The organism is Flavobacterium sp. RSSB_23, assembly GCF_051547145.1.
Taxonomy (GTDB): Bacteria; Bacteroidota; Bacteroidia; order Flavobacteriales; family Flavobacteriaceae; genus Flavobacterium.
In genome coordinates this window covers 334577-355083 of sequence record NZ_JBPTTO010000002.1, presented here as the reverse complement: position 1 = coordinate 355083, position 20507 = coordinate 334577, and the positions used below count along the sequence as shown (strand labels likewise).

At 36.8% G+C, this 20507-nt stretch carries 13 protein-coding genes; 12 read left to right on the top strand and 1 reads right to left on the bottom strand.

Annotated elements, in window-relative coordinates; translation table 11 throughout:
• Positions 1–203: 203 nt before the first annotated feature.
• From ACSVH9_RS05035 to fsa, 3 genes are all read left to right on the top strand, one after another.
• Complete coding sequence (locus tag ACSVH9_RS05035) at positions 204–1202, top strand: GntR family transcriptional regulator (protein WP_438062755.1); 999 nt, start codon at positions 204–206, stop codon at positions 1200–1202.
• 281 nt (positions 1203–1483) lie between these two features.
• The gene (locus ACSVH9_RS05030) at positions 1484–3535 is read left to right on the top strand and encodes a transketolase family protein (RefSeq protein ID WP_438062754.1); all 2052 of its coding nucleotides are present in this window, start codon (positions 1484–1486) and stop codon (positions 3533–3535) included.
• A gap of 5 nt (positions 3536–3540) precedes the next feature.
• Positions 3541–4197 carry a fructose-6-phosphate aldolase gene (gene fsa, locus ACSVH9_RS05025; RefSeq protein WP_159688527.1) on the top strand — a complete coding sequence of 219 codons (657 nt, stop codon included), beginning with the start codon at positions 3541–3543 and terminating at the stop codon, positions 4195–4197.
• Positions 4198–4269: 72 nt separating this feature from the next.
• Here the strand turns inward: fsa and ACSVH9_RS05020 are convergent, their stop codons facing one another.
• Positions 4270–4959 carry an NUDIX hydrolase gene (locus ACSVH9_RS05020; RefSeq protein ID WP_159688530.1) on the bottom strand — a complete coding sequence of 230 codons (690 nt, stop codon included), beginning with the start codon at positions 4957–4959 and terminating at the stop codon, positions 4270–4272.
• 509 nt (positions 4960–5468) lie between these two features.
• Here ACSVH9_RS05020 and ACSVH9_RS05015 point away from each other — a divergent pair.
• From ACSVH9_RS05015 to ACSVH9_RS04975, 9 genes are all read left to right on the top strand, one after another.
• On the top strand, positions 5469–8516 hold the full coding sequence (locus tag ACSVH9_RS05015; protein ID WP_438062753.1) for a SusC/RagA family TonB-linked outer membrane protein: 3048 nt from the start codon (positions 5469–5471) through the stop codon (positions 8514–8516).
• A gap of 28 nt (positions 8517–8544) precedes the next feature.
• Complete coding sequence (locus ACSVH9_RS05010) at positions 8545–10107, top strand: RagB/SusD family nutrient uptake outer membrane protein (protein WP_438062752.1); 1563 nt, start codon at positions 8545–8547, stop codon at positions 10105–10107.
• A 125-nt stretch (positions 10108–10232) separates the two neighbouring features.
• Positions 10233–11249 carry an arabinan endo-1,5-alpha-L-arabinosidase gene (locus ACSVH9_RS05005; protein WP_438062751.1) on the top strand — a complete coding sequence of 339 codons (1017 nt, stop codon included), beginning with the start codon at positions 10233–10235 and terminating at the stop codon, positions 11247–11249.
• 46 nt (positions 11250–11295) lie between these two features.
• Positions 11296–12843 (top strand): alpha-N-arabinofuranosidase, encoded by a 1548-nt coding sequence (locus tag ACSVH9_RS05000; RefSeq protein ID WP_438062750.1) that lies wholly within the window; start codon positions 11296–11298, stop codon positions 12841–12843.
• 12 nt (positions 12844–12855) lie between these two features.
• A complete protein-coding gene (locus ACSVH9_RS04995; protein WP_438062749.1) occupies positions 12856–14478 on the top strand; it encodes an arabinan endo-1,5-alpha-L-arabinosidase in 1623 nt (540 codons plus the stop codon).
• Positions 14479–14502: 24 nt separating this feature from the next.
• Positions 14503–15474 (top strand): glycoside hydrolase family 43 protein, encoded by a 972-nt coding sequence (locus ACSVH9_RS04990; RefSeq protein WP_438062748.1) that lies wholly within the window; start codon positions 14503–14505, stop codon positions 15472–15474.
• A 32-nt stretch (positions 15475–15506) separates the two neighbouring features.
• Positions 15507–16481: an arabinan endo-1,5-alpha-L-arabinosidase gene (locus ACSVH9_RS04985; protein WP_438062747.1), complete on the top strand. Its 975-nt coding sequence runs from the start codon at positions 15507–15509 to the stop codon at positions 16479–16481.
• A 6-nt stretch (positions 16482–16487) separates the two neighbouring features.
• The gene (locus ACSVH9_RS04980) at positions 16488–18455 is read left to right on the top strand and encodes a glycoside hydrolase family 127 protein (RefSeq protein ID WP_438062746.1); all 1968 of its coding nucleotides are present in this window, start codon (positions 16488–16490) and stop codon (positions 18453–18455) included.
• Between the two features lie 57 nt (positions 18456–18512).
• Entirely contained in the window at positions 18513–20498 is a 1986-nt protein-coding gene (locus ACSVH9_RS04975) for an alpha-L-arabinofuranosidase C-terminal domain-containing protein (RefSeq protein ID WP_438062745.1), read from the top strand.
• Positions 20499–20507: the final 9 nt, after the last annotated feature.

Below are 20507 nucleotides of genomic sequence, written 5' to 3'. Positions count from 1 at the left end.
GTTTCTGAATCAAAAATTAGTTTATCATAGTTTTGGTTGCTAAAAAATGATAATCCTATTTTTTTTTATTTTTTGTGATAAAAACGTTTATTTTTTCTATTTTTTTTGTGAAATATTAAAATCCAAAATTATACGAAGGATTATATTTTACATACCAGTACCTACCAGTTTTTTTGTATATTGCCAAAAAAATTTAACTAACTATGAAATATATCACTGTCCAAAACAACCAAGGTGTACCCAAATACAAACAAATAATTCAATCGATTGAGAAAGCCATTGAATCGGAAAAATTAGTCAAAGGCGATCAACTGCCTTCGGTAAATAAAGTGTGTTTAGCACACGAATTATCTCGAGACACCGTACTCCAAGCTTATGATGAATTAAAGAAGCGAGGTATTGTATTTGCTATACCTGGCAAAGGATATTACATAAAAAGTGTAGAAATAAATATCAAACAAAAAATATTTTTACTCTTTGACGAATTGAATATTTTCAAGGAAGATTTGTACAATTCATTTTTAGAAAACATCGGAAAAAACGTTCAAGTTGACATTTTCTTCCATCATTTTAATTTTCAATTTTTTCAAAAAGTCATTGCTGAAAATAATGGCAACTACACAAAATATATTATCATGCCTACCGCTTTTGAAGAGGCTCATACCACTATAAAAAGCCTACCAGTAAATGATGTCTACATATTAGACCAAACCAATTCCGAATTATTTTCCTACCCTTCAATTCATCAAAACTTTATTCAAAACATTTACGATGGCCTTTTGGAAGGAAAATCTAGATTGGACAAATACAAAAAACTCATCATCATCTTCCCTGGATTTAGAGAACCGCTGGGTATGAAAATCGGTTTTTTAAACTTTTGCAAGGACTTTGGATTTGAGCATGAAGTAATTACAGAGTTCAAACACCGAAGCATCACGCCTGGTGAAGTCTACGTCATTCCAAGTGATCGCGATTTGGTAAGGGTAATTGAAAAGGCAAAATCGCAACAGCTTACTATAGGTCAAGACTACGGAATCATTTCGTATAATGAAACGCCACTCAAGAAAATCGTAGAAAACGGCATCACGACCATCTCCACTGATTTTGAACAAATGGGTAAAATTTTAGCCGAAATGATTTTGAAAGGGCGAAAAGACCAAATAGAAAACAAATGTAAATTGCTATTGAGAAGTTCGCTTTAGAATAAACCAAAAGAATTGAATTTTTAAAGAAAGGATCCTACTTGTTTTGGTCCTTTTTCTTTTTTATCAAATTACGATTTTTAAAGCAACCATATTATCATATCCGTATAAAAACTAATAAAAAAATATAAATATAATTTCCTTGGTTATATGAATTAAATTTGCTTCATTTGTAAATGTATTTTTTACACTTATTATTAAACGCAACGAAACAAGTCCTTTAGAATATTCTATATAAAAACTGTCGTTGAAAAAAGACACGTAATTTAATATCATTTACTATGAATCATAATATTGAAAAAAAAGCTGCCGATAACATTCGAGCACTAGCGATAGCAATGGTCGAAAAGGCCAAATCAGGTCATCCAGGAGGAGCTATGGGTGGAGCCGATTTTTTGCACGTCTTATATACTGAATATATAAAGTTTGACCCTAGCGATATGGAATGGATCTTTAGAGATCGCTTTTTTATGGATGCAGGTCATCTTTCCGCTTTATTATATGCCCAATACTATTTACTAGGCCACTACGAAAAATCGGATTTGGAAAATTTTAGACAATGGGAATCTGTTACACCTGGTCATCCAGAAGTTGATGTAAAAAGAGGCATAGAAAATACCTCTGGACCACTAGGACAAGGACACGTTATGGGAATTGGAGCCGCCATTGCCGCAAAATTCCTAGCAGCACGATTTACAGGTCTTTTTGATCATAAAATTTACGGTTTCATTACTGATGGTGGCATACAAGAGGAAATTTCGCAGGGCGCAGGAAGAATTGCTGGACACTTAGGCCTGAATAATTTCATTATGTTCTATGATTCTAATAATGTTCAACTGTCCTCTATGACTGATGAAGTTACAACAGAAGATACCGCCAAAAAATATGAAGCTTGGGGATGGAATGTACTAACAATCGATGCACATAATTATATCGAAATCAAAAAAGCACTAGACTTTGCCAATGCTCAAACCGAAAAACCTACACTGATTATTGGTAACACCATTATGGGGAAAGGTTGTGTAACAGCCCAAGGTGAAATGTATGAAGGAGAATGCGAACTGCACGGAAAACCAATTGGTGCTACCAAAGCCGATTTTACCAAAACATTACTAAATCTTGGAGCAAATCCCGAAGATCCTTTTGCAAAATTTGAAGCCGTAGACGCTTACTACCAAACCGTCCTTGCCGAAAAAAGACAAGAAGCCGCTACAAAAAAAGAAGCCTATAAAAATTGGGAAAACCAAAACCCTGCTTTGGCTCAAAAACTTAACGCATTCTTTTCAGGAAAAACACCTGAACTTGATTTTGGCAGTATCATTCAAAAAAACAATGCAGCTACTAGAGACGCCTCGGCATCAGTACTGAGTTATTTAGCAGAAAAGGTAGAAAACATGATTGTATCCTCAGCCGATTTATCCAACAGTGATAAAACGGATGGCTTCTTGAAAAAAACAACTGTACTGCAAAAAAATAATTTCAAAGGTGCCTTTTTACAAGCTGGCGTAGCCGAATTAACAATGGCTGCTATCGCAAATGGTATGGCTTTGCATGGAGGTGTGATTCCAGTAGTAGCAACTTTTTTTGTGTTTTCCGATTATATGAAACCTGCCATTCGACTATCGGCTATTCAAGAATTACCTGTAAAATATGTTTGGACTCACGATTCCTTTAGGGTTGGTGAAGATGGACCAACCCATCAACCTATCGAACAAGAAGCTCAGATACGATTAGTTGAAAAAATAAAAAACCATTCAGGTCGTCAAAGTTTTCTAGCCTTACGTCCTGCAGATGCTATAGAAACATCTGTAGCTTGGGAAATGGCGATGCAAAACACCACTACCCCAACTGGATTAATTTTATCACGACAAGAAATTAGCAGTATTCCAACCCAAGGCGACGCATACACAGCAGCAAGTCAAGCCAAAAAAGGAGGCTATTTGGTAAAAAAGATAAGCCAACCCGATATAACATTGGTTGCAAATGGTTCAGAAGTAGCAACTCTACTAGACGCCGCTACCATTCTTGAAAAAGAGACTGCTCTTAAAATCAATGTCGCCTCAGTCATTTCTGAAGGGCTTTTTAGAAACCAATCCATCGAATACCAAGAAAGCATTATTCCAAGCAATCAATTAACTTTTGGATTAACCGCTGGTCTTCCCGTAAATCTTCAAGCATTGGTCGGCTCAAGAGGAAAAGTCTTTGGTTTAGAACACTTTGGCTATTCGGCTCCTGCCCAAGTATTGGACGAGAAATTCGGATTCACAAGCCATAATATTGCTAACGAAATCAAAAACTATTTATCAGAACAAAATTATTCAACTCAAAAATAAAGATTATGAAATTTTTTATTGATACTGCCAATCTAAAAGATATTAAAGAAGCCAACGATCTTGGCATTTTAGATGGGGTTACCACTAATCCATCATTGATGGCCAAAGAAGGAATTACAGGAGCGGAAAACATCTTGGCTCATTATGTTAAAATTTGCGAATTAGTAGATGGCGATGTAAGTGCCGAAGTTATTGCCACAGATTTTGAAGGTATGGTTGCCGAAGGCGAAAAGTTAGCCGCTTTGCATCCTCAAATCGTAGTTAAAATTCCGATGATCAAAGAAGGAATCAAAGCTATAAAATACTTTACAAATAAAGGAATAAAGACCAATTGCACCTTGGTCTTCTCTGCAGGACAAGCTTTATTAGCGGCAAAAGCTGGTGCAACGTACGTTTCTCCTTTCATAGGACGCTTAGATGATGTCTCTACAGACGGTATGACTTTAATTGAAGATATCCGATTAATTTATGACAACTACGGCTTTGAAACTCAAATTTTAGCAGCCTCAGTTCGCAACGTAATGCACATTGTAAATTGTGCAAAAACAGGAGCCGATGTAATTACAGGACCATTGAGTGCCATTGAGGGATTATTAAAACACCCCTTAACCGACATTGGACTAGCTACCTTTTTGGCTGATTATCAAAAAGGCAATAGCTAAACTAGAAACTATAGAAGTTTAATTTTTGGTTTTAATTGAAAAAGCCCTGACGTTTTTTTGTCAGGGCTTTTTTTATAGGTTAAGAACAAAATCATTCAGGAGTTTTTCTTCATACTTTTCTTTATCAAAACGATACAAGTAAGAACCTTTTCGTGAAGATTGCATGTCTTTTTCATCCAGTTTTATCAATATATCAAGCGAATTTATTTTACTTATAAAATTACGCTTATCGAGTTCTTTACTCAAAATAGCCTCATACAATTCTAACAATTGTCGCATCGTAAACTTTTCTGGCAAAAGTTCAAAACCAATAGGTTTTATCGAAGTACGATAACGCAATCTTCGGATGGCATTACGCAACATTTTGTCGTGGTCAAAAATTAATTTTGGAGCTTCGGCCATACTAAACCATTGAGCATGATAATTTTTAATCAACTCTTTATTATGATTTTCTATATTGATCAAAGCATAATACGATACAGAAATCGTTCGCTCAACAGGATCACGGTCAATTTCGCTATAAGCGTACAATTGCTCCATATAAATATCATTCAGTCCTGTATAAGTATTCAAAATACGGATGGCTGCTGAATCCAAAACCTCATCATTTTTTAAAAACCCCCCTATCAAAGACCACTTCCCTTTCTCAGGTTCAAAGTCTCTTTTGATCAAAAGTATCTTTAACCCTTCGGCATCAAAACCAAAAATGATACAATCTACTGCTACTAAAATTTTATCGGTATCACTATACTTGTTGAGCATAATTCTTTTTTTTGGTAAATATATAAACTTCTATTTGTTTTTAGTGAAATAATTAATGTCAAAAAAACACTTATTATTTTGTCTTTTGTAAATTCTACCTACTTCTGAAAGCTAAAATCATAATTATGAAGCTTTTTATAAGTACCTAAGTTGTAAAATTAAACAAAATAATTAAGAAATACCCTATAATAAATAGATTTTAAAAGGCTTTGGAAACGAAATCTCGAAAACGTTATAGCTTTTTTTAAAAAAATTACGAAAACGATTTTCGTAAAAGAAAACCAGCTTTTTATTAAAAAGTGTATATTTTACACAAATAATTAATTAAAAAAGACACTTTTTTAAAACAAACTTCAAAAGGAAATCTTAAATAAGTACGCAAAATTAAAAAATCTGTTTTTTTATCAACTTTTTTTTGTCAAATATATTTGTTTACAACAATTTTTTTTAATTATATTTACAAATGTAAAAATAACACTTATTAAACAAACTAATTAATTTAACCCAATATGATAACAAACCAAAGATTGTTTTTTTTCAACAATTCATTATTGTTAAAAAAAGAATGGCTAGTGGCGTTACTAATCATACTGTTCTCTTCTTATACAGTATCTGCGCAACAGCTTAATGAAATAAAGGGAATCGTAACGTCTGGCACAGACAACCTCCCTTTGGTAGGAGTGAATGTAGCCTTGAAGGGTGCAAAAGGAGTAACTTCTACCGGTTTTGACGGAGAGTTTACCATCAAAGCCTCTTCTAATGACGTATTAGTATTCTCATTTGTAGGATTTAAAAACCAAGAGGTACAAGTAGGATCAAATACGTATTTGAAAGTAACGCTAAGAGAAGATGTAAATTCTCTTAACGAAGTAGTAGTGGTAGGCTACGGAACACAAAAGAAATCCGATTTAACCGGTGCAGTGAGTGTTGTAAAAATGGAAGATGCAAAAAAAACCGTTACTTATGATGTTGCTAAGATGATGCAAGGTCAAGTAGCTGGTGTTACAGTACAATCTTCTGGAGAACCTGGAGGTTTTGTAAACATCAAAATTCGTGGTATCAATTCTTTTAGCAATAACAATCCTTTATTTGTAATAGACGGTATGATCGTAGACAGTCCTTATGATTTTGCTACTGGCGAAATCGAGTCAATGCAAGTATTAAAAGATGCTTCATCTGCTGCTATCTACGGAGTTAGAGGAGCCAATGGTGTAGTAATTATTACAACCAAAAAAGGAAAACTGGGCAAACTCGACATTAAATACAAATCATTAATAGGTTTTCAAAATGTAGCCAAAAAATGGTCATTGACAGATCGATTAGGATACCAAAAAGTTACAAGCGCAGCGGAAGTAAATGCGGGCTTAACAATAGCACCAGGTAATGATCCTAATAGCGCCTCTTATATTAATAACGTAAATACAAACTGGCAAGATGCCGCTTTTGGAACAGGAATCATCGAAAATCACTCATTAACCTTTAATGGTGGTGCCGAAAGTTTAGGGTACAACTTGAATGTTGATTATTTCAAAAACAAAGGATATGTAAACACACCGCAAGATTATACTAGATATTCTACTACTTTGAATTTACACGGCAAAAAAGGAAACTTCAAATACGGATCAAAAATTGCCTTTACACAATCTGACAAAGAAAACTTTAATGAATACAACGGTGGTCAAACGCCTATCTCAGATTTATTAGGAGCGGTACCTACTATGCCAGTTCGTGATCCAAATCGTCTGGGAGGTTATGGTGGTACTGATAACCTAACCCAAAGAGCAATTTCGATGAACGTAATTGGATACAATAGTCTTATTACAAACAACAGCAAACGTAACCGTTTTGTAGGTGATATTTGGGGAGAATATGAAATCATCAAAGGATTGAAATACAAAATTGATGCAAGTTTTGATATCTTAAATTGGCAAAACAGAAAATTCGTTCCACCAAGTGATTTAGGATGGTATTACATTACCACAAATGATGAAGCTTCATTAGACGTTTCTACAGGAAGCCAAACTAGAACTTTCTTAAACAACTTATTAACGTATAACGTTGATATCAATAAACATAAAATAGATGCTTTGGCAGGTTGGGTTCAAGAACGCAATGATAATTACAACCACTGGTCAAGAGGTGTTGGCTATCTACCAGGAGAAATCAGTCACTTAGAGTATGCTGATGCAACAAGTGCTGGAGAATATGAAAATACAGTAACCAATATTTCATACTTAAGCAGATTGAACTATGCTTATGACGATCGTTATTTGTTAACCGTAAACTTCAGACAAGATAAAACCTCTTTATTTAGTGAAGAAAACAACACAGGTAACTTTTACTCTTTCTCTGCTGGATGGAAAATTAGTAACGAGAAATTCCTAAAATTACCAGAATGGGTAAGCAATATCAAACTAAGAGGTGGCTATGGAATCTTAGGAAACAACACCATCGGTCCTTATGCCTATTCACCAACAATCAACGCGTTTGCAGGCTATAACTTCAACAATGAATTGGCGCCTGGAACAACAGTAGTTAGTGCCATTGACCCAAATGTTCATTGGGAAGAAACCAAAACAACCAACGTGGCACTTGAGTTAGGATTTTTAGACAATGCCCTTCAGTTTACAGCAGAATATTACGAGAAAAAATCAACAGATTTATTGATTGGCGTACCACTACCTTTCTCTACAGGAGCTTTCCCTGCAAGTGTAGTTACAAATGCTGGAGCAGTAAAAAATAATGGTTTAGAATTTACAGCTTCATACAACAATAATAAAAATGAATTCAAGTATACTATTTCGGCGAACTTAGGTACAATGAAAAACAAAGTATTACAAATTGGTTTAGACGGAAATCCAATTTATGGAGCAGCGTCAAAAACAGAAGTAGGTCGTTCTATTGGTGAAATTTATGCTTACCAAACTGTAGGAATTTTTAAAGATGCTGCTGATGTAGCTGCTTCACCAACGCAAGTAAATGCTGCACCTGGAGATGTAAAATTCAAAGATGTAAACGGAGACGGAATGATTTCTGACTTAGACAGAACTTACCAAGGAGTTACCATCCCAAAATATAGTTATGGTTTGAACTTTAGTGCTTCATACAAAAATTGGGATTTGTCTATGTTCTGGCAAGGTGCTGGTGGACATAAAGTGTTCAATGCCATGTATCGCAACCTAATGTTAGGACAATATGGTAACCATCATACTGATATGTTGGATTACTGGACACCAACAAATACAGATACGAATGTACCAAGACCAATAATTGGTGATCCTAATGCCAACGCAAGAGATTCTAATAGATTCATCGAAAAAGGTGATTATATTAAATTACAAACCATGCAAATTGGCTATCAAATTCCTTTAGAAGGCATTAAATTCATTCAAAAAGCAAAAATATTTGCCAACGGACAAAACTTATTGATATTAAGTAAGTACAAAGGGTACGATCCTGATTTTAATAGTAACGATGGATTGTTTTCAAGAGGTTATGACGCAGGTTCCTTCCCAAATCCTAGAACCGTTTCATTAGGAATTGAAGTTGAATTTTAATATTAGCTAACCCATAAAAAATATAAAAATGAAATATAAAATATATAATTATCTAACAGTCTTCTTTACACTATCTGTAGTAATGACCAGCTGTGTAGACAATGAAGATTTATTACAAGTAGATCCAAACGTAGAGACATCAGGCTCTTTCTGGAAAACAGATCAGGATGCTATTGAAGGAGTAAATGCCGCTTATAGTAGCTTATTAACAGATGGAACTTACATGAGAAGTACTCCGCTTTTATTAGACCTAAAAGGTGATGATACCCGCAGTAACAGCCCATGGGATGCAATGTATAATGTAGGTCGCTTCAATTCTAATGTTTCTAATGCAGCGATCTACGGATGGGCTTATGAAACCTACTATCAAGGAATTTATAGAGCCAATCAAGTCATCAAAAATGTACCAAACATAGACATGGCCGACAAAGGTTTAAAAGACAGGGTACTTGGACAAGCGTACTTTTTGAGAGGATTGTATTTATTTCACGCAGTAAATATGTTCAAAAATGTACCTGTTCCAACAGACATTGCCACTTTTTATCCTCAAAAAACACAAGCCGAAGGTTGGGCACAAGTAATTGCTGATTTTAAACAAGCTGCAGATTTACTACCTGTAACATATAATAATGTTACTGGCCTAGATGCAGGTGAAAAAGGACGTGCTACCAAAGGTGCTGCACTTGGTTATTTAGGAAAAGCATATCTATTTACTAAAGATTTTAACAATGCTAAAACCGCTTTCAAACAAGTAATCGATTTGGGAGTTTATGCATTAGTTAGCAACTATCGTGATAACTTTACAACTACCAATGAAAACAATTCTGAGTCGCTTTTTGAAGTACAATTTAGCAGAGAAGCTGGTGGTGTAGATTTAGGTTGGGGTGGTGCTCCTGCATCTGGATGGGGAAAAACATCGGCCAGAGCTATTACTTATGGACCAAGAGCTTTCGGATGGACAGACGTACAACCTACTTGGGCTTTGTATAATGATTATCAAATAGAGAAAACAACATCTGGAGCTGTAGATCCACGTTTAGACGCAACGATGTTTTACAACAAACCAGGAGGTATGCAATTATACGGTCAAGATTTTGCTACTTTTTACAGCAAAAGTTCAGCTGATTTGAACGACTTATTTTGCAGAAAATACCAAAATTCTGATGGACAATTTGCCAACGAATATGACTGGAGATCTGGAATCAACGAGCGTCTTTTGCGCTATGCCGATGTATTGTTGATGTACGCCGAGTGTTTGAACGAAACAGGCGATACACCTGGGGCTTACACTTACATTCAAATGGTTAGATCACGCGTTGGACTTCCTAATTTAGCAACTACAAAACCAGGCATGACCCAAGCACAAATGAGAGATCAAATTGCTCATGAACGCTTCTTAGAATTCCCTCTTGAAGGTCACCGATTTGATGACATTCGTAGATGGGGTTGGTTACAAGACCCAGCAAAACTTGCTTGGTTAAAATCTAGAGATGCTGAGTTTAACACTTATACTTCTGGTAGAGAATACTTCCCAATTCCACAATTAGAAATGGACAACAATCCTGGAACCCTACAAAATGATGGTTACTAGTATATACGTATAATTTTGAGTTAGTTGAGTTTTGAAAATCATATGGTAACAATGACCGTTACCATATGATTTTATACCTTTAAATAAATTCCAAACAAACTGTTACAAACAAAATAAGGAGCTATATGAAAAAAGTAAACAAAATTGCATTCATTATCCTATTTGGATTTTTAGTAACCAATTGCCAAAACGAAGAAATAAATTCACCAACATCCCAAAGTGAAGCCATTGTACCAAATCCAAAAGCACCAACTCAAAACCTAACAGCCAAAACAGTTAGCGGAACGGTGCCCTCACACGACCCAAGTACCATCGTAAAAAGCGGGGTAAATTATTATGTGTTTACTACAGGAGACAACATTCCTATGACCTACTCTACCAATTTAACCAATTGGACATGGGGAACTTCTGTTTTTACGAGTACTCCAAGTTGGATTACAAGCTATGTTCCAGGATTTACCAAAACTTTTTGGGCTCCCGATGTCGCTTGGTTTAATAATCGTTGGAACATGTACTATTCCTGCTCTACATTTGGTTCAGCCACTTCAGCAATCGGATTGGTAACAGCGCCTTCTATTTCACAAAGTGCTGGAACAAAATGGACCGACAGAGGTATGGTGGTTGCTTCTTCCTCATCATCGGATGTCAATGCAATAGATCCATCGATTTTAGTAGATGGTTCAAATGTGTATATGGCTTATGGTTCATGGCATGCGGGTATTGGAGTGATTCAAATTAATCCTTCTACAGGTAAAACAACTGGTAGCAGAACAATTGTTGCAGGAGGAAACGGTGCCAGCTGGGAAGCTCCTTGCTTAATCAAAGAAGGAAGTTATTATTATTTATTTGTAAATAGAGGTTCATGCTGTAACGGAGTAAACAGTACTTACTATATTGTTGTAGGCCGTTCTACGAGTCCGTTTGGCCCATTTGTTGACAAAAATGGAGTCTCTTTAAAAAGCGGAGGCGGCACTACTGTTTTAGCCACTCAAGGCAATTATATTGGCCCAGGTCATTTGTCTAGAATTGTTGGAACTCAAAAAGGCTCAGTTCATTATTACGATGGTGCAGACAGCGGAAATCCAAAACTTGAAATTGTTTATTTTACTTGGTCAGGAGGTTGGCCAACACTTTCTTATTAAATTCAGAAGAAACCCAAAGCCTCCATTCTTCATAAAGCCTATTACCATGAAAAAATCATTAGTACTACTTTTTGCCCTTACCCTATCTAGTTCCTTTGTTTTGGCACAAAATAAAGTGACTGTAGTTACATTACAAAACACCAAAGAATCACCTACAATTAGCAAACACATTTATGGTCATTTTGCAGAGCACCTAGGACGATCCATTTATGGTGGTTTTTTTGTTGGCGACACGTCCAAAATACCAAATACTAACGGAGTTAGAAATGATATTATAAAAGCCTTAAAAGAACTTCAAATTCCAAATTTAAGATGGCCTGGCGGTTGTTTTGCTGATACCTACCACTGGAAAGATGGTATTGGTCCAAAAGAACAAAGACCTACCATTGTCAATAAATGGTGGGGAGGTACTACCGAAGACAATAGCTTTGGAACTCACGATTTCCTCAACCTATGTGAAGCACTTGGAGCAGAACCCTATCTTTCTGGCAATGTAGGAAGTGGTACTGTCCAAGAATTAGCAGATTGGGTACAATACACCAACTTTAGCGGAAAAAGTCCGATGAGTGATTTGCGTCAAAAAAATGGTAGAACAGCCCCTTGGAAAGTTAAATTTTGGGGAATAGGTAATGAAGCGTGGGGATGTGGTGGTAACATGACTGCTGAATATTATGCAGGTGAATATAGAAAGTATGCCACCTTTATGTCTGATTGGGAAAATACTGGAGGCATTACACGTATTGCCTCTGGCTCCAATAGCGCCGATTATAATTGGACAGAAGTTTTAATGAAAAACATCCCATTGAATATGCTTGGCGGAGTGGGTGTTCATCACTATGCGGTAATCGATTGGAATAAAAAAGGAGACGGTGTTGATTTTACAGAAAATCAATATTTCCAAACCATGAAATCGGCACTAAAAATGGAAGAATTAGTGACCAAACATGGCGCTATCATGGACAAATACGATCCTGAGAAAAAAGTAGCCATTATGGTTGATGAGTGGGGAGCTTGGTATGAAGTAGAAAAAGGAACCAATCCTGGATTCTTGTACCAACAAAACACTATGCGTGATGCTGTTTTAGCTGGAGCTACCCTTAATATTTTTAACAATCACGCAGATAGAGTACGCATGGCCAATTTAGCCCAATGTGTCAATGTATTACAAGCAGTGATTCTGACAGATAAGGCCAAAATGATTTTGACCCCTACCTATCACGTAATGAAAATGTATAGCGTACACCAAGAAGCTAAATTGATACCCGTAACATTTCAATCGCCAAACTATACTTTCAATGGAGAATCCCTTCCTGCAGTATCCGTATCGGCTTCAAAAAACAACAACGGTACTATTCATATTTCGCTAGTAAATCTAGACACTAAGAATAAAAATACCATTGAAATTGCAGTAAATGAACTGGGTGTAAAAAACTTCACAGGAACGATACTAAGCTCCGCTAAATTACAAGACCATAACAGTTTTGATACTCCAAATAAAATTACTACCAATACATTCAAAGGTTTCGAAAACAAAAATGGAAAACTTCAAATCACCATTCCTCCATTCGCTGTAGTGGTTTTAGAAGGAAAATAAAAGCTGAAAGTCATGAAGAAAGCAACTGCATTTGTAAAAAACACTATTCAACTAGGCCTGTTTATGCTAATCATAACTATGCTTAGTTGTTCTAAAGATGATCCCACAACTACGGATCCATCGACAACTCCTACACCTACACCAACTCCTACGCCATCTACATTTGCTGGGCCTACTTACCCAGATAATTATACGGCAAACGCTTCATGGGGCAACCGTATGCAGTGGAACTTGGCCAATTTACATGATCCATCAGTAGAGAAAAGTGGAGAATACTACTATATGTACCAAACCGATGCTTCCTATGGAAATGCACACGAAGGCAATGGTCACTTTTTTTACAGACGTTCCAAAGATTTGATCAATTGGGAATTTATGGGCGCAGCAATGACACAAGCTCCTGCTTGGGTAAAGGATTCCTTAAACAACAAAAGAGCTAGAATGAATCCCGCTTTACCAGCAATTACCAATCCAAGTTATGGCTTTTGGGCACCATGTGTAAGAAAGGTAGGCAATGTGTACAGAATGTATTATAGTATAGTCGTAACCAATCCAATTGTTGGTACTGACACCAATACCTCTTGGACAGAGCGTGCTTTTATTGGTCTTGCAGAAACGAGTGATTTGGCCTCTAATAATTGGACCGATAAAGGTATGGTCGTTTGTTCAGAACCCGATGGTGTAAAAAGTTATGTTAGAAATGGAGGAAATGATTGGGATGCCTATTTCAAATTTAATGCTATCGATCCAAGTTTTATTCAAACTCCCGAAGGCGAACAATACCTTGTTTATGGTTCTTGGCACTCAGGAATTGCTGCTGTAAAACTAAATCCAGCTACTGGAAAACCATATCAACTCAAAACAATTGATGATTATGGTGTTCGAATTGCAGGTCGTGGCAACGTAAACACCAATCGTTGGCAAGCACTAGAAGGTCCAGAAATTATCTATAATCCAGACACACAGTATTACTATTTATTTCTAGCCTACGATGAACTTTCGGTGGCCTACAATACTCGTGTAGCTCGTTCCAAAAATATTCTAGGCCCTTATGTTACCATTAGCGGACAAAGCGTTACTACTGGTGCCGAAACTTGGCCAATTGTGACTCATCCTTACTCATTCAACAATCATACGGGTTGGGTAGGATTTGGTCATTGTGCGGTATTCCAAGACCCAACATCAAAACAATGGTACTACGCCTCTCAGGCAAGACTACCAGAGGGTGTAGCAGGAATAGCGGTTTCGAATGCTGTAATGATGGGACACGTACGTGAAATAGAATGGACTCCAGATGGATGGCCTGTAGTAGCTCCCGAACGCTATGCTGGTGTTCCAAAAACAAGCATAACGGAAGCTAATATCATTGGAACATGGGAATTTATCACTATGAATTATCAATACAAAACCATGCAAAAGGCAGTAACTGTTTATATGACTGCTGACAAAAAAGTTAGCGGTGGAGTAACCGGTACTTGGGCATATGATAGTAGTACCAAAATATTAACTTTTAACGGAAACAAATGCATTGTAAAAGATGCATGGGATTGGGAGGCCTCCACCCGAAAAGTGACATTAACGTTTACTGGATTAAATTCTGGTGGGCAATCACTTTGGGGCAAAAAATCAAATTAATATAAGAACCAAACAAGAACATCAATGAAGAAAGTTCTTCTAATTGTAGCTTTTCTTATTGGCACTATTGCCATAATCTCGGCACAAAACAAGGTTACAAAAGCCACTGAGACCAAGAAAGTGAACAACCCAATAATCACCGAAAAATATACTGGGGATCCCGCCGCATTGGTATACAAAGACAAGGTATATCTTTATGCAGGTCATGATGAAGCACCAAACGATTTCAATTTTTATAAAATGAATGAATGGTTGGTTTATTCTTCTTCAGATATGAAACAATGGCAGGAACATCCTGTACCTCTCAAAGTAACCGATTTTGAATGGGCCTCTGGAGATGCTTGGGCCTCGCAAGTCATAGAGAGAAATGGGAAATTCTACTGGTATGTCACCGTTTCTCATAAAACCATTAACGGTAAAGCCATAGGCATTGCTGTTGCTGACACTCCTACGGGTCCGTTCAAAGATGCCTTAGGAAAAGCACTTATAACCAATGATATGACCACCCAAACTAAAATTGATTGGGACGATATCGACCCAACCGTATTTATTGACACAGATGGTCAAGCTTATTTGTTTTGGGGGAATTCCGTTTGCCATTACGTAAAACTGAAAGAGAACATGCTCGAAATGGACGGGCCTATTCAAACCATTTCCTTGCCTCATTTCACCGAAGCTCCTTGGATTCACAAACATAAACAATGGTATTATTTATCCTACGCTTATCAATTTCCTGAAAAAATAGCCTATGCCATGAGCAAATCTATCAACGGACCATGGGAATTCAAAGGCATTCTAAATGAACTTGCTGGTAACTCAAACACAAATCATCAAGCGATTATTTCATTTAAAGGGAAAGATTATTTCATTTATCACAATGGAGCGATTCAACCCAACGGAGGTAGTTTTAGAAGATCAGTTTGTGTAGATCAATTGTTCTACAACAAAGATGGAACTATGAAACGGGTAATGATGACCACCGAAGGCATTCAATAGAAACCCAATTTTAGTTTAGAAAATATAAAGCAATGAAATTTTACAAAAAAATAGCGACTCTACTTATACTACTCATGACTACTGTATCATTGGCACAAAATAATATGGTTCATGATCCTGTGGTAATCAAACAAAAAGACACCTACTATCTGTACTGTACGGGTAAAGGCATAAGTGTTTTAAGTTCCAAAGATTTAAAAAACTGGCAACCAGAGCCTTCTATCTTTAAAGAAAAACCGCAATGGGTAGATGCCGTGGTTCCCAATTTTGACAACCATATTTGGGCACCTGATATCTCTTTTCATAACAATACATATTACTTGTATTACTCTGTCTCGGCTTTCGCCAAAAACACATCTGCTATTGGTATAGCGACTAATACAACCTTGAACCCCAAAGACCCAGCCTATAAATGGATTGATCACGGTATTGTAATTCAGTCACAACCCAATCGCGACATGTGGAATGCCATTGATCCCAATTTGGTATTTGACGATAGTAACACTCCTTGGTTAACTTTTGGCTCTTTTTGGGAAGGACTAAAAATGGTAAAACTTACTACAGATTTAAAATCTATTGCTAACCCGCAAGAATGGCACACCATTGCTAAACGCAAACGCTCTTTTGATTTACCCGACACCGATCCCGGAGATGCTGCACTCGAAGCGCCATTTATCTTTAAGAAAAAAGGATATTACTATCTATTTCTTTCATGGGATTTGTGCTGTAGAGGCGACAAAAGCACGTACAAAGTCGTAGTAGGAAGATCCAAAAACCCAACTGGTCCTTATGTAGACAAAACTGGAAAATCGCTCAATGAAGGAGGTGGTAGTTTAGTGGTAGAAGGAGACGAAAACTATTTTGGCGTAGGCCACAACAGCGTCTATACTTTTGACAACAAAGACTATATTTTTTACCATGGCTATGAAAAAAAATCCAACGGCGCTCCAAAACTAATTATAAAAGAACTACTCTGGGACACTGAAAATTGGCCTTCTTTAAAATAAAAAGAAATGAAAAAATTGATATCATCTGTGAGTTTTCTATTGGTATTGCCAATAGTTTTCGCTTCATGGAAAGCAATTCCACCAAAAAAAAACAAAGCACTTCCTACTAAAGGATATGCAATAACTCCTGTCAACATTCAGCAGGTACAACTAACAGATGCTTTTTGGTTACCCATCATTAAAAGAGTGCAAGAAGTAACCATTGAATATGCCATTCAAAAGTGCAAAGAAGAAGGACGCTTGGACAACTTTTTGATTGCTGGCGGACAAATGAAAGGCGAAGTAAAAGGACAAATGCCTTTTGATGATACGGATGTGTACAAAATTATTGAAGGCGCCTCAAACACATTGATTAGCGAACCCAATCCAAAATTAGAAAAACAACTAGATGCTTTGATTGCTATCATCAAAGTAGGTCAAGAAAAAGATGGCTATCTCACAACTTGGAGAACCATAAACCCAGCCAAACCCCCTTGTACATGGGTACCTGTTATAGAAGGTAAACGTTGGGAATCATTACAAATTAGTCATGAATTATACAATTCTGGACATATGATTGAGGCTGCAGTTGTCCATTATAAAGCCACGGGCAAAAGAAACTTTTTGGATATTGCGATTAAAAACGCAAACCTATTAGTACAAACTTTTGGAGACCAACCCAATCAAGTCCATGGTGTACCTGGTCATCAAATTGTAGAAACTGGATTAGTGAATCTATATCAAATTACCAAAAACAAAGCCTATCTGAAACTAGCGAAATACTATCTTGACAATAGAGGGAATCCAAAAAACCACAAACTATATGGGGCTTATTCTCAAGATGACATTCCAGTAATTCAACAAAAAGAAGCTGTAGGCCATGCCGTAAGAGCCGTTTATATGTATGCAGGAATGACTGATATTGCGGCAATATACAACGACAAAAACTACTTGAGTGCGGTAAATAATCTATGGACAAACATGGTTAACAAAAAAATGTACCTCACTGGCGGTATAGGAGCCAAACATGATGGAGAAGCTTTTGGTGAAAACTACGAATTGCCCAATCTTAGTGCTTACAACGAAACTTGTGCCGCTATTGGTGATGTATATTGGAATCACAGATTGCACAACTTGACTGGAAAATCGGATTACTTCGATGTAATTGAACGCTCTTTATACAATGGATTAATCTCTGGAATATCCCTAGATGGAAAACAATTTTTCTATCCCAATGCTTTAGAGTCTGATGGAATACACAAAAATAACAGAGGGTCCTGCACTCGTCAATCATGGTTTGATTGTTCATGCTGTCCTACGAACTTGATTCGTTTTATTCCCTCGATTCCTGGATTGATTTATTCCCAAAACAAAAATACCCTTTATGTAAATTTATACGCTTCGAATACCGCCAAAGTAACACTAGAAAATACTGAATTAGCGATTACACAACAAACCAATTACCCTTGGAATGGAAAAATTGCACTGACTGTTGCTCCAAAAAACAAAGCGACATTTACCCTAAAATTACGAATTCCGGGATGGGCAAGGAATCAAGTACTGCCCGGATATTTGTACCATTATAGCTCCGCTTCTACTGCAAAAACTAAGGTAACTATAAATGGAATTCCTTTTGAAGGCAAAGAAAATAATGGATACATAAGCATCCATCGAAAATGGAAAAAAGGCGATGCTATTGCAATAGATTTTCCAATGGAAGTTCAAAAAGTTATCACCAATGACAAAGTAGTGACCAACAAAGATAAAGTAGCACTAGAATATGGTCCAATTGTATACGCATTGGAAGAAATGGACAACAAAGACAACTTCGATGCTATAAAAATCAATCCATCAGAAACTTTTAAAGTAGAATACAACCCTAGTTTGCTCAACGGAATTAATGTAATTGAAAACTCCAACCTGAAAGCCATTCCTTACTACTCATGGTCCAATAGAGGCGTTGGAAAAATGAAAGTTTGGATAGATAATAAATAAAAAGAGTACCTGAGAATCCTAGATTATTTATAAAAAATAGAAATAAAGTAACAAAATATGAAATCAAAGCTAATCACAAAAATAACCCTATGCGGTCTTTTACTAAGTGGTGTATATGGCATGGCACAAACCAATACATTTGAGGTAGAAGTAGGAAAATCGGTAACCAAAATTCAGCCCACCATGTACGGCGTATTTTTTGAAGACATCAACTTCGCCGCCGATGGTGGTTTGTATGCCGAAATGATTAAAAACCGCTCCTTCGAATTCGAACTGCCTTTTATGGGCTGGCAAGAACCTAACAGCGACCGACACAAGTTAAACACAAACTCGGGAATTGCGAAAATCGTAAAATACGCTACCGAAGGCACCAATCATAGCTATTGTCGTGTGACCATCAACGAGCCCAAAGGATACGAACTCATCAATGAGGGATTTAGAGGAATGGGAATTAAAAAAGACGCCCGATACAATATATCGCTCAATGCAGCCAAAGAATCAGGGAATATTTCCAAAATAAAAATCCAATTCATTGACAAAAACAATACTGTTCTCGGAGAAACCTCTATCACTCCTACTGCATCCAATTGGACCAATTATACCACCCAACTAATTGCTACAAAAACAGAAGCCAAAGCCCGACTCAAAATCACTTTTGAAGGAACTGGCGTATTAGATTTAGACATGATTTCTCTTTTCCCTGAAGATACTTGGAAGGGAAGAAAAAACGGAATGCGTAAAGATTTAGTACAACTTTTATACGATCTAAAACCTGGTTTTCTTCGTTTTCCTGGCGGTTGTATTGTAGAGGGAAGAACACTAGCGCAACGCTATCAATGGAAAAAAACCGTAGGCGAAGTTGCAAAAAGAGAAACTTTAATCAACAGATGGAATACCGAGTTTGCTCACAAACCAACACCAGACTATTTTCAAAGTTTTGGTCTTGGATTTTATGAATACTTTCTCCTTTCAGAAGATATTGGAGCCGCACCACTACCTATCTTAAGTTGTGGTATGGCCTGTCAGTTCAATACTGGTGAATTAGTTCCAATGGAAAAATTAGACCCTTATGTACAAGACGCCTTAGACCTCATCGAGTTTGCCAACGGCGATGTGACTACTCCTTGGGGAAAAATCCGTTCAGAAATGGGGCACCCCAAACCCTTTAATCTAAAACATATTGGAGTTGGTAACGAGCAATGGGGTCCTGATTATATCGAACGTTTTAAAGTTTTCGAAAAGGCTATCAAAGCTAAATACCCTAATATCATTATTGTTTCTGGCTCTGGTCCTTTTCCAGAAGGAGATTATTTTGATTACGCTCATTCTGAACTCAAAAAACTTAATGCCGAAATTGTCGATGAGCACTATTACAAAAGTCCAGAATGGTTCCGAAAAAATGCTACTCGTTATGACAGCTATGACCGCAAAGGACCCAAAATATTCGCTGGAGAATATGCTGCCCAAAGTGTAGAAATTGCTAGTCCTGACAATAAAAACAATTGGGAATGTGCTTTCTCTGAAGCTGCTTTTATCACCGGAATGGAGCGCAATGCCGAAGTAGTTCACCTTACCTCCTATGCACCGCTATTGGCTCACGAAGAAGGATGGCAATGGACACCCGATATGATTTGGTTCAACAACTTAGAATCTTTTGGAACACCAAATTATTATGTACAACAATTGTTCTCGAATAATAAAGGAACAGACTTAATTACCATTACCGAAAAAGGAAAAGCCATTACAGGGCAAAACGACCTCTTTGCATCAGCAGTGAAAGATGTCAATACCAAAGAGGTAATCGTAAAAATTGTCAATACCAAAGGAGCCCCTCAAAAAGTGAACTTGAACTTTAAAAACACCAAATTGGAATCAAAAGGAGAACTAATCACCTTAAAAGGAGATCAATTAAATGATGAAAACTCATTTGCAGCACCTAAGAAAATTAGCCCCATTACAAGCACACTTAGCCTTAAAGGAACTAATGCCAATTTAAATCTAGCGGCTTACTCGGTAACCGTAGTAAAAATAAAGATGAAATAATCTTAGTAA

Coding starts and splice junctions, on each gene's coding strand:
- ACSVH9_RS05010 (WP_438062752.1), top strand. CDS start 8,545: ATGAAATATAAAATATATAATTATCTAACAGTCTTCTTTACACTATCT.
- ACSVH9_RS05005 (WP_438062751.1), top strand. CDS start 10,233: ATGAAAAAAGTAAACAAAATTGCATTCATTATCCTATTTGGATTTTTA.
- ACSVH9_RS05035 (WP_438062755.1), top strand. CDS start 204: ATGAAATATATCACTGTCCAAAACAACCAAGGTGTACCCAAATACAAA.
- ACSVH9_RS05020 (WP_159688530.1), bottom strand. CDS start 4,959: ATGCTCAACAAGTATAGTGATACCGATAAAATTTTAGTAGCAGTAGAT.
- ACSVH9_RS04990 (WP_438062748.1), top strand. CDS start 14,503: ATGAAGAAAGTTCTTCTAATTGTAGCTTTTCTTATTGGCACTATTGCC.
- fsa (WP_159688527.1), top strand. CDS start 3,541: ATGAAATTTTTTATTGATACTGCCAATCTAAAAGATATTAAAGAAGCC.
- ACSVH9_RS04985 (WP_438062747.1), top strand. CDS start 15,507: ATGAAATTTTACAAAAAAATAGCGACTCTACTTATACTACTCATGACT.
- ACSVH9_RS05030 (WP_438062754.1), top strand. CDS start 1,484: ATGAATCATAATATTGAAAAAAAAGCTGCCGATAACATTCGAGCACTA.
- ACSVH9_RS05000 (WP_438062750.1), top strand. CDS start 11,296: ATGAAAAAATCATTAGTACTACTTTTTGCCCTTACCCTATCTAGTTCC.
- ACSVH9_RS04975 (WP_438062745.1), top strand. CDS start 18,513: ATGAAATCAAAGCTAATCACAAAAATAACCCTATGCGGTCTTTTACTA.
- ACSVH9_RS04995 (WP_438062749.1), top strand. CDS start 12,856: ATGAAGAAAGCAACTGCATTTGTAAAAAACACTATTCAACTAGGCCTG.
- ACSVH9_RS04980 (WP_438062746.1), top strand. CDS start 16,488: ATGAAAAAATTGATATCATCTGTGAGTTTTCTATTGGTATTGCCAATA.
- ACSVH9_RS05015 (WP_438062753.1), top strand. CDS start 5,469: ATGATAACAAACCAAAGATTGTTTTTTTTCAACAATTCATTATTGTTA.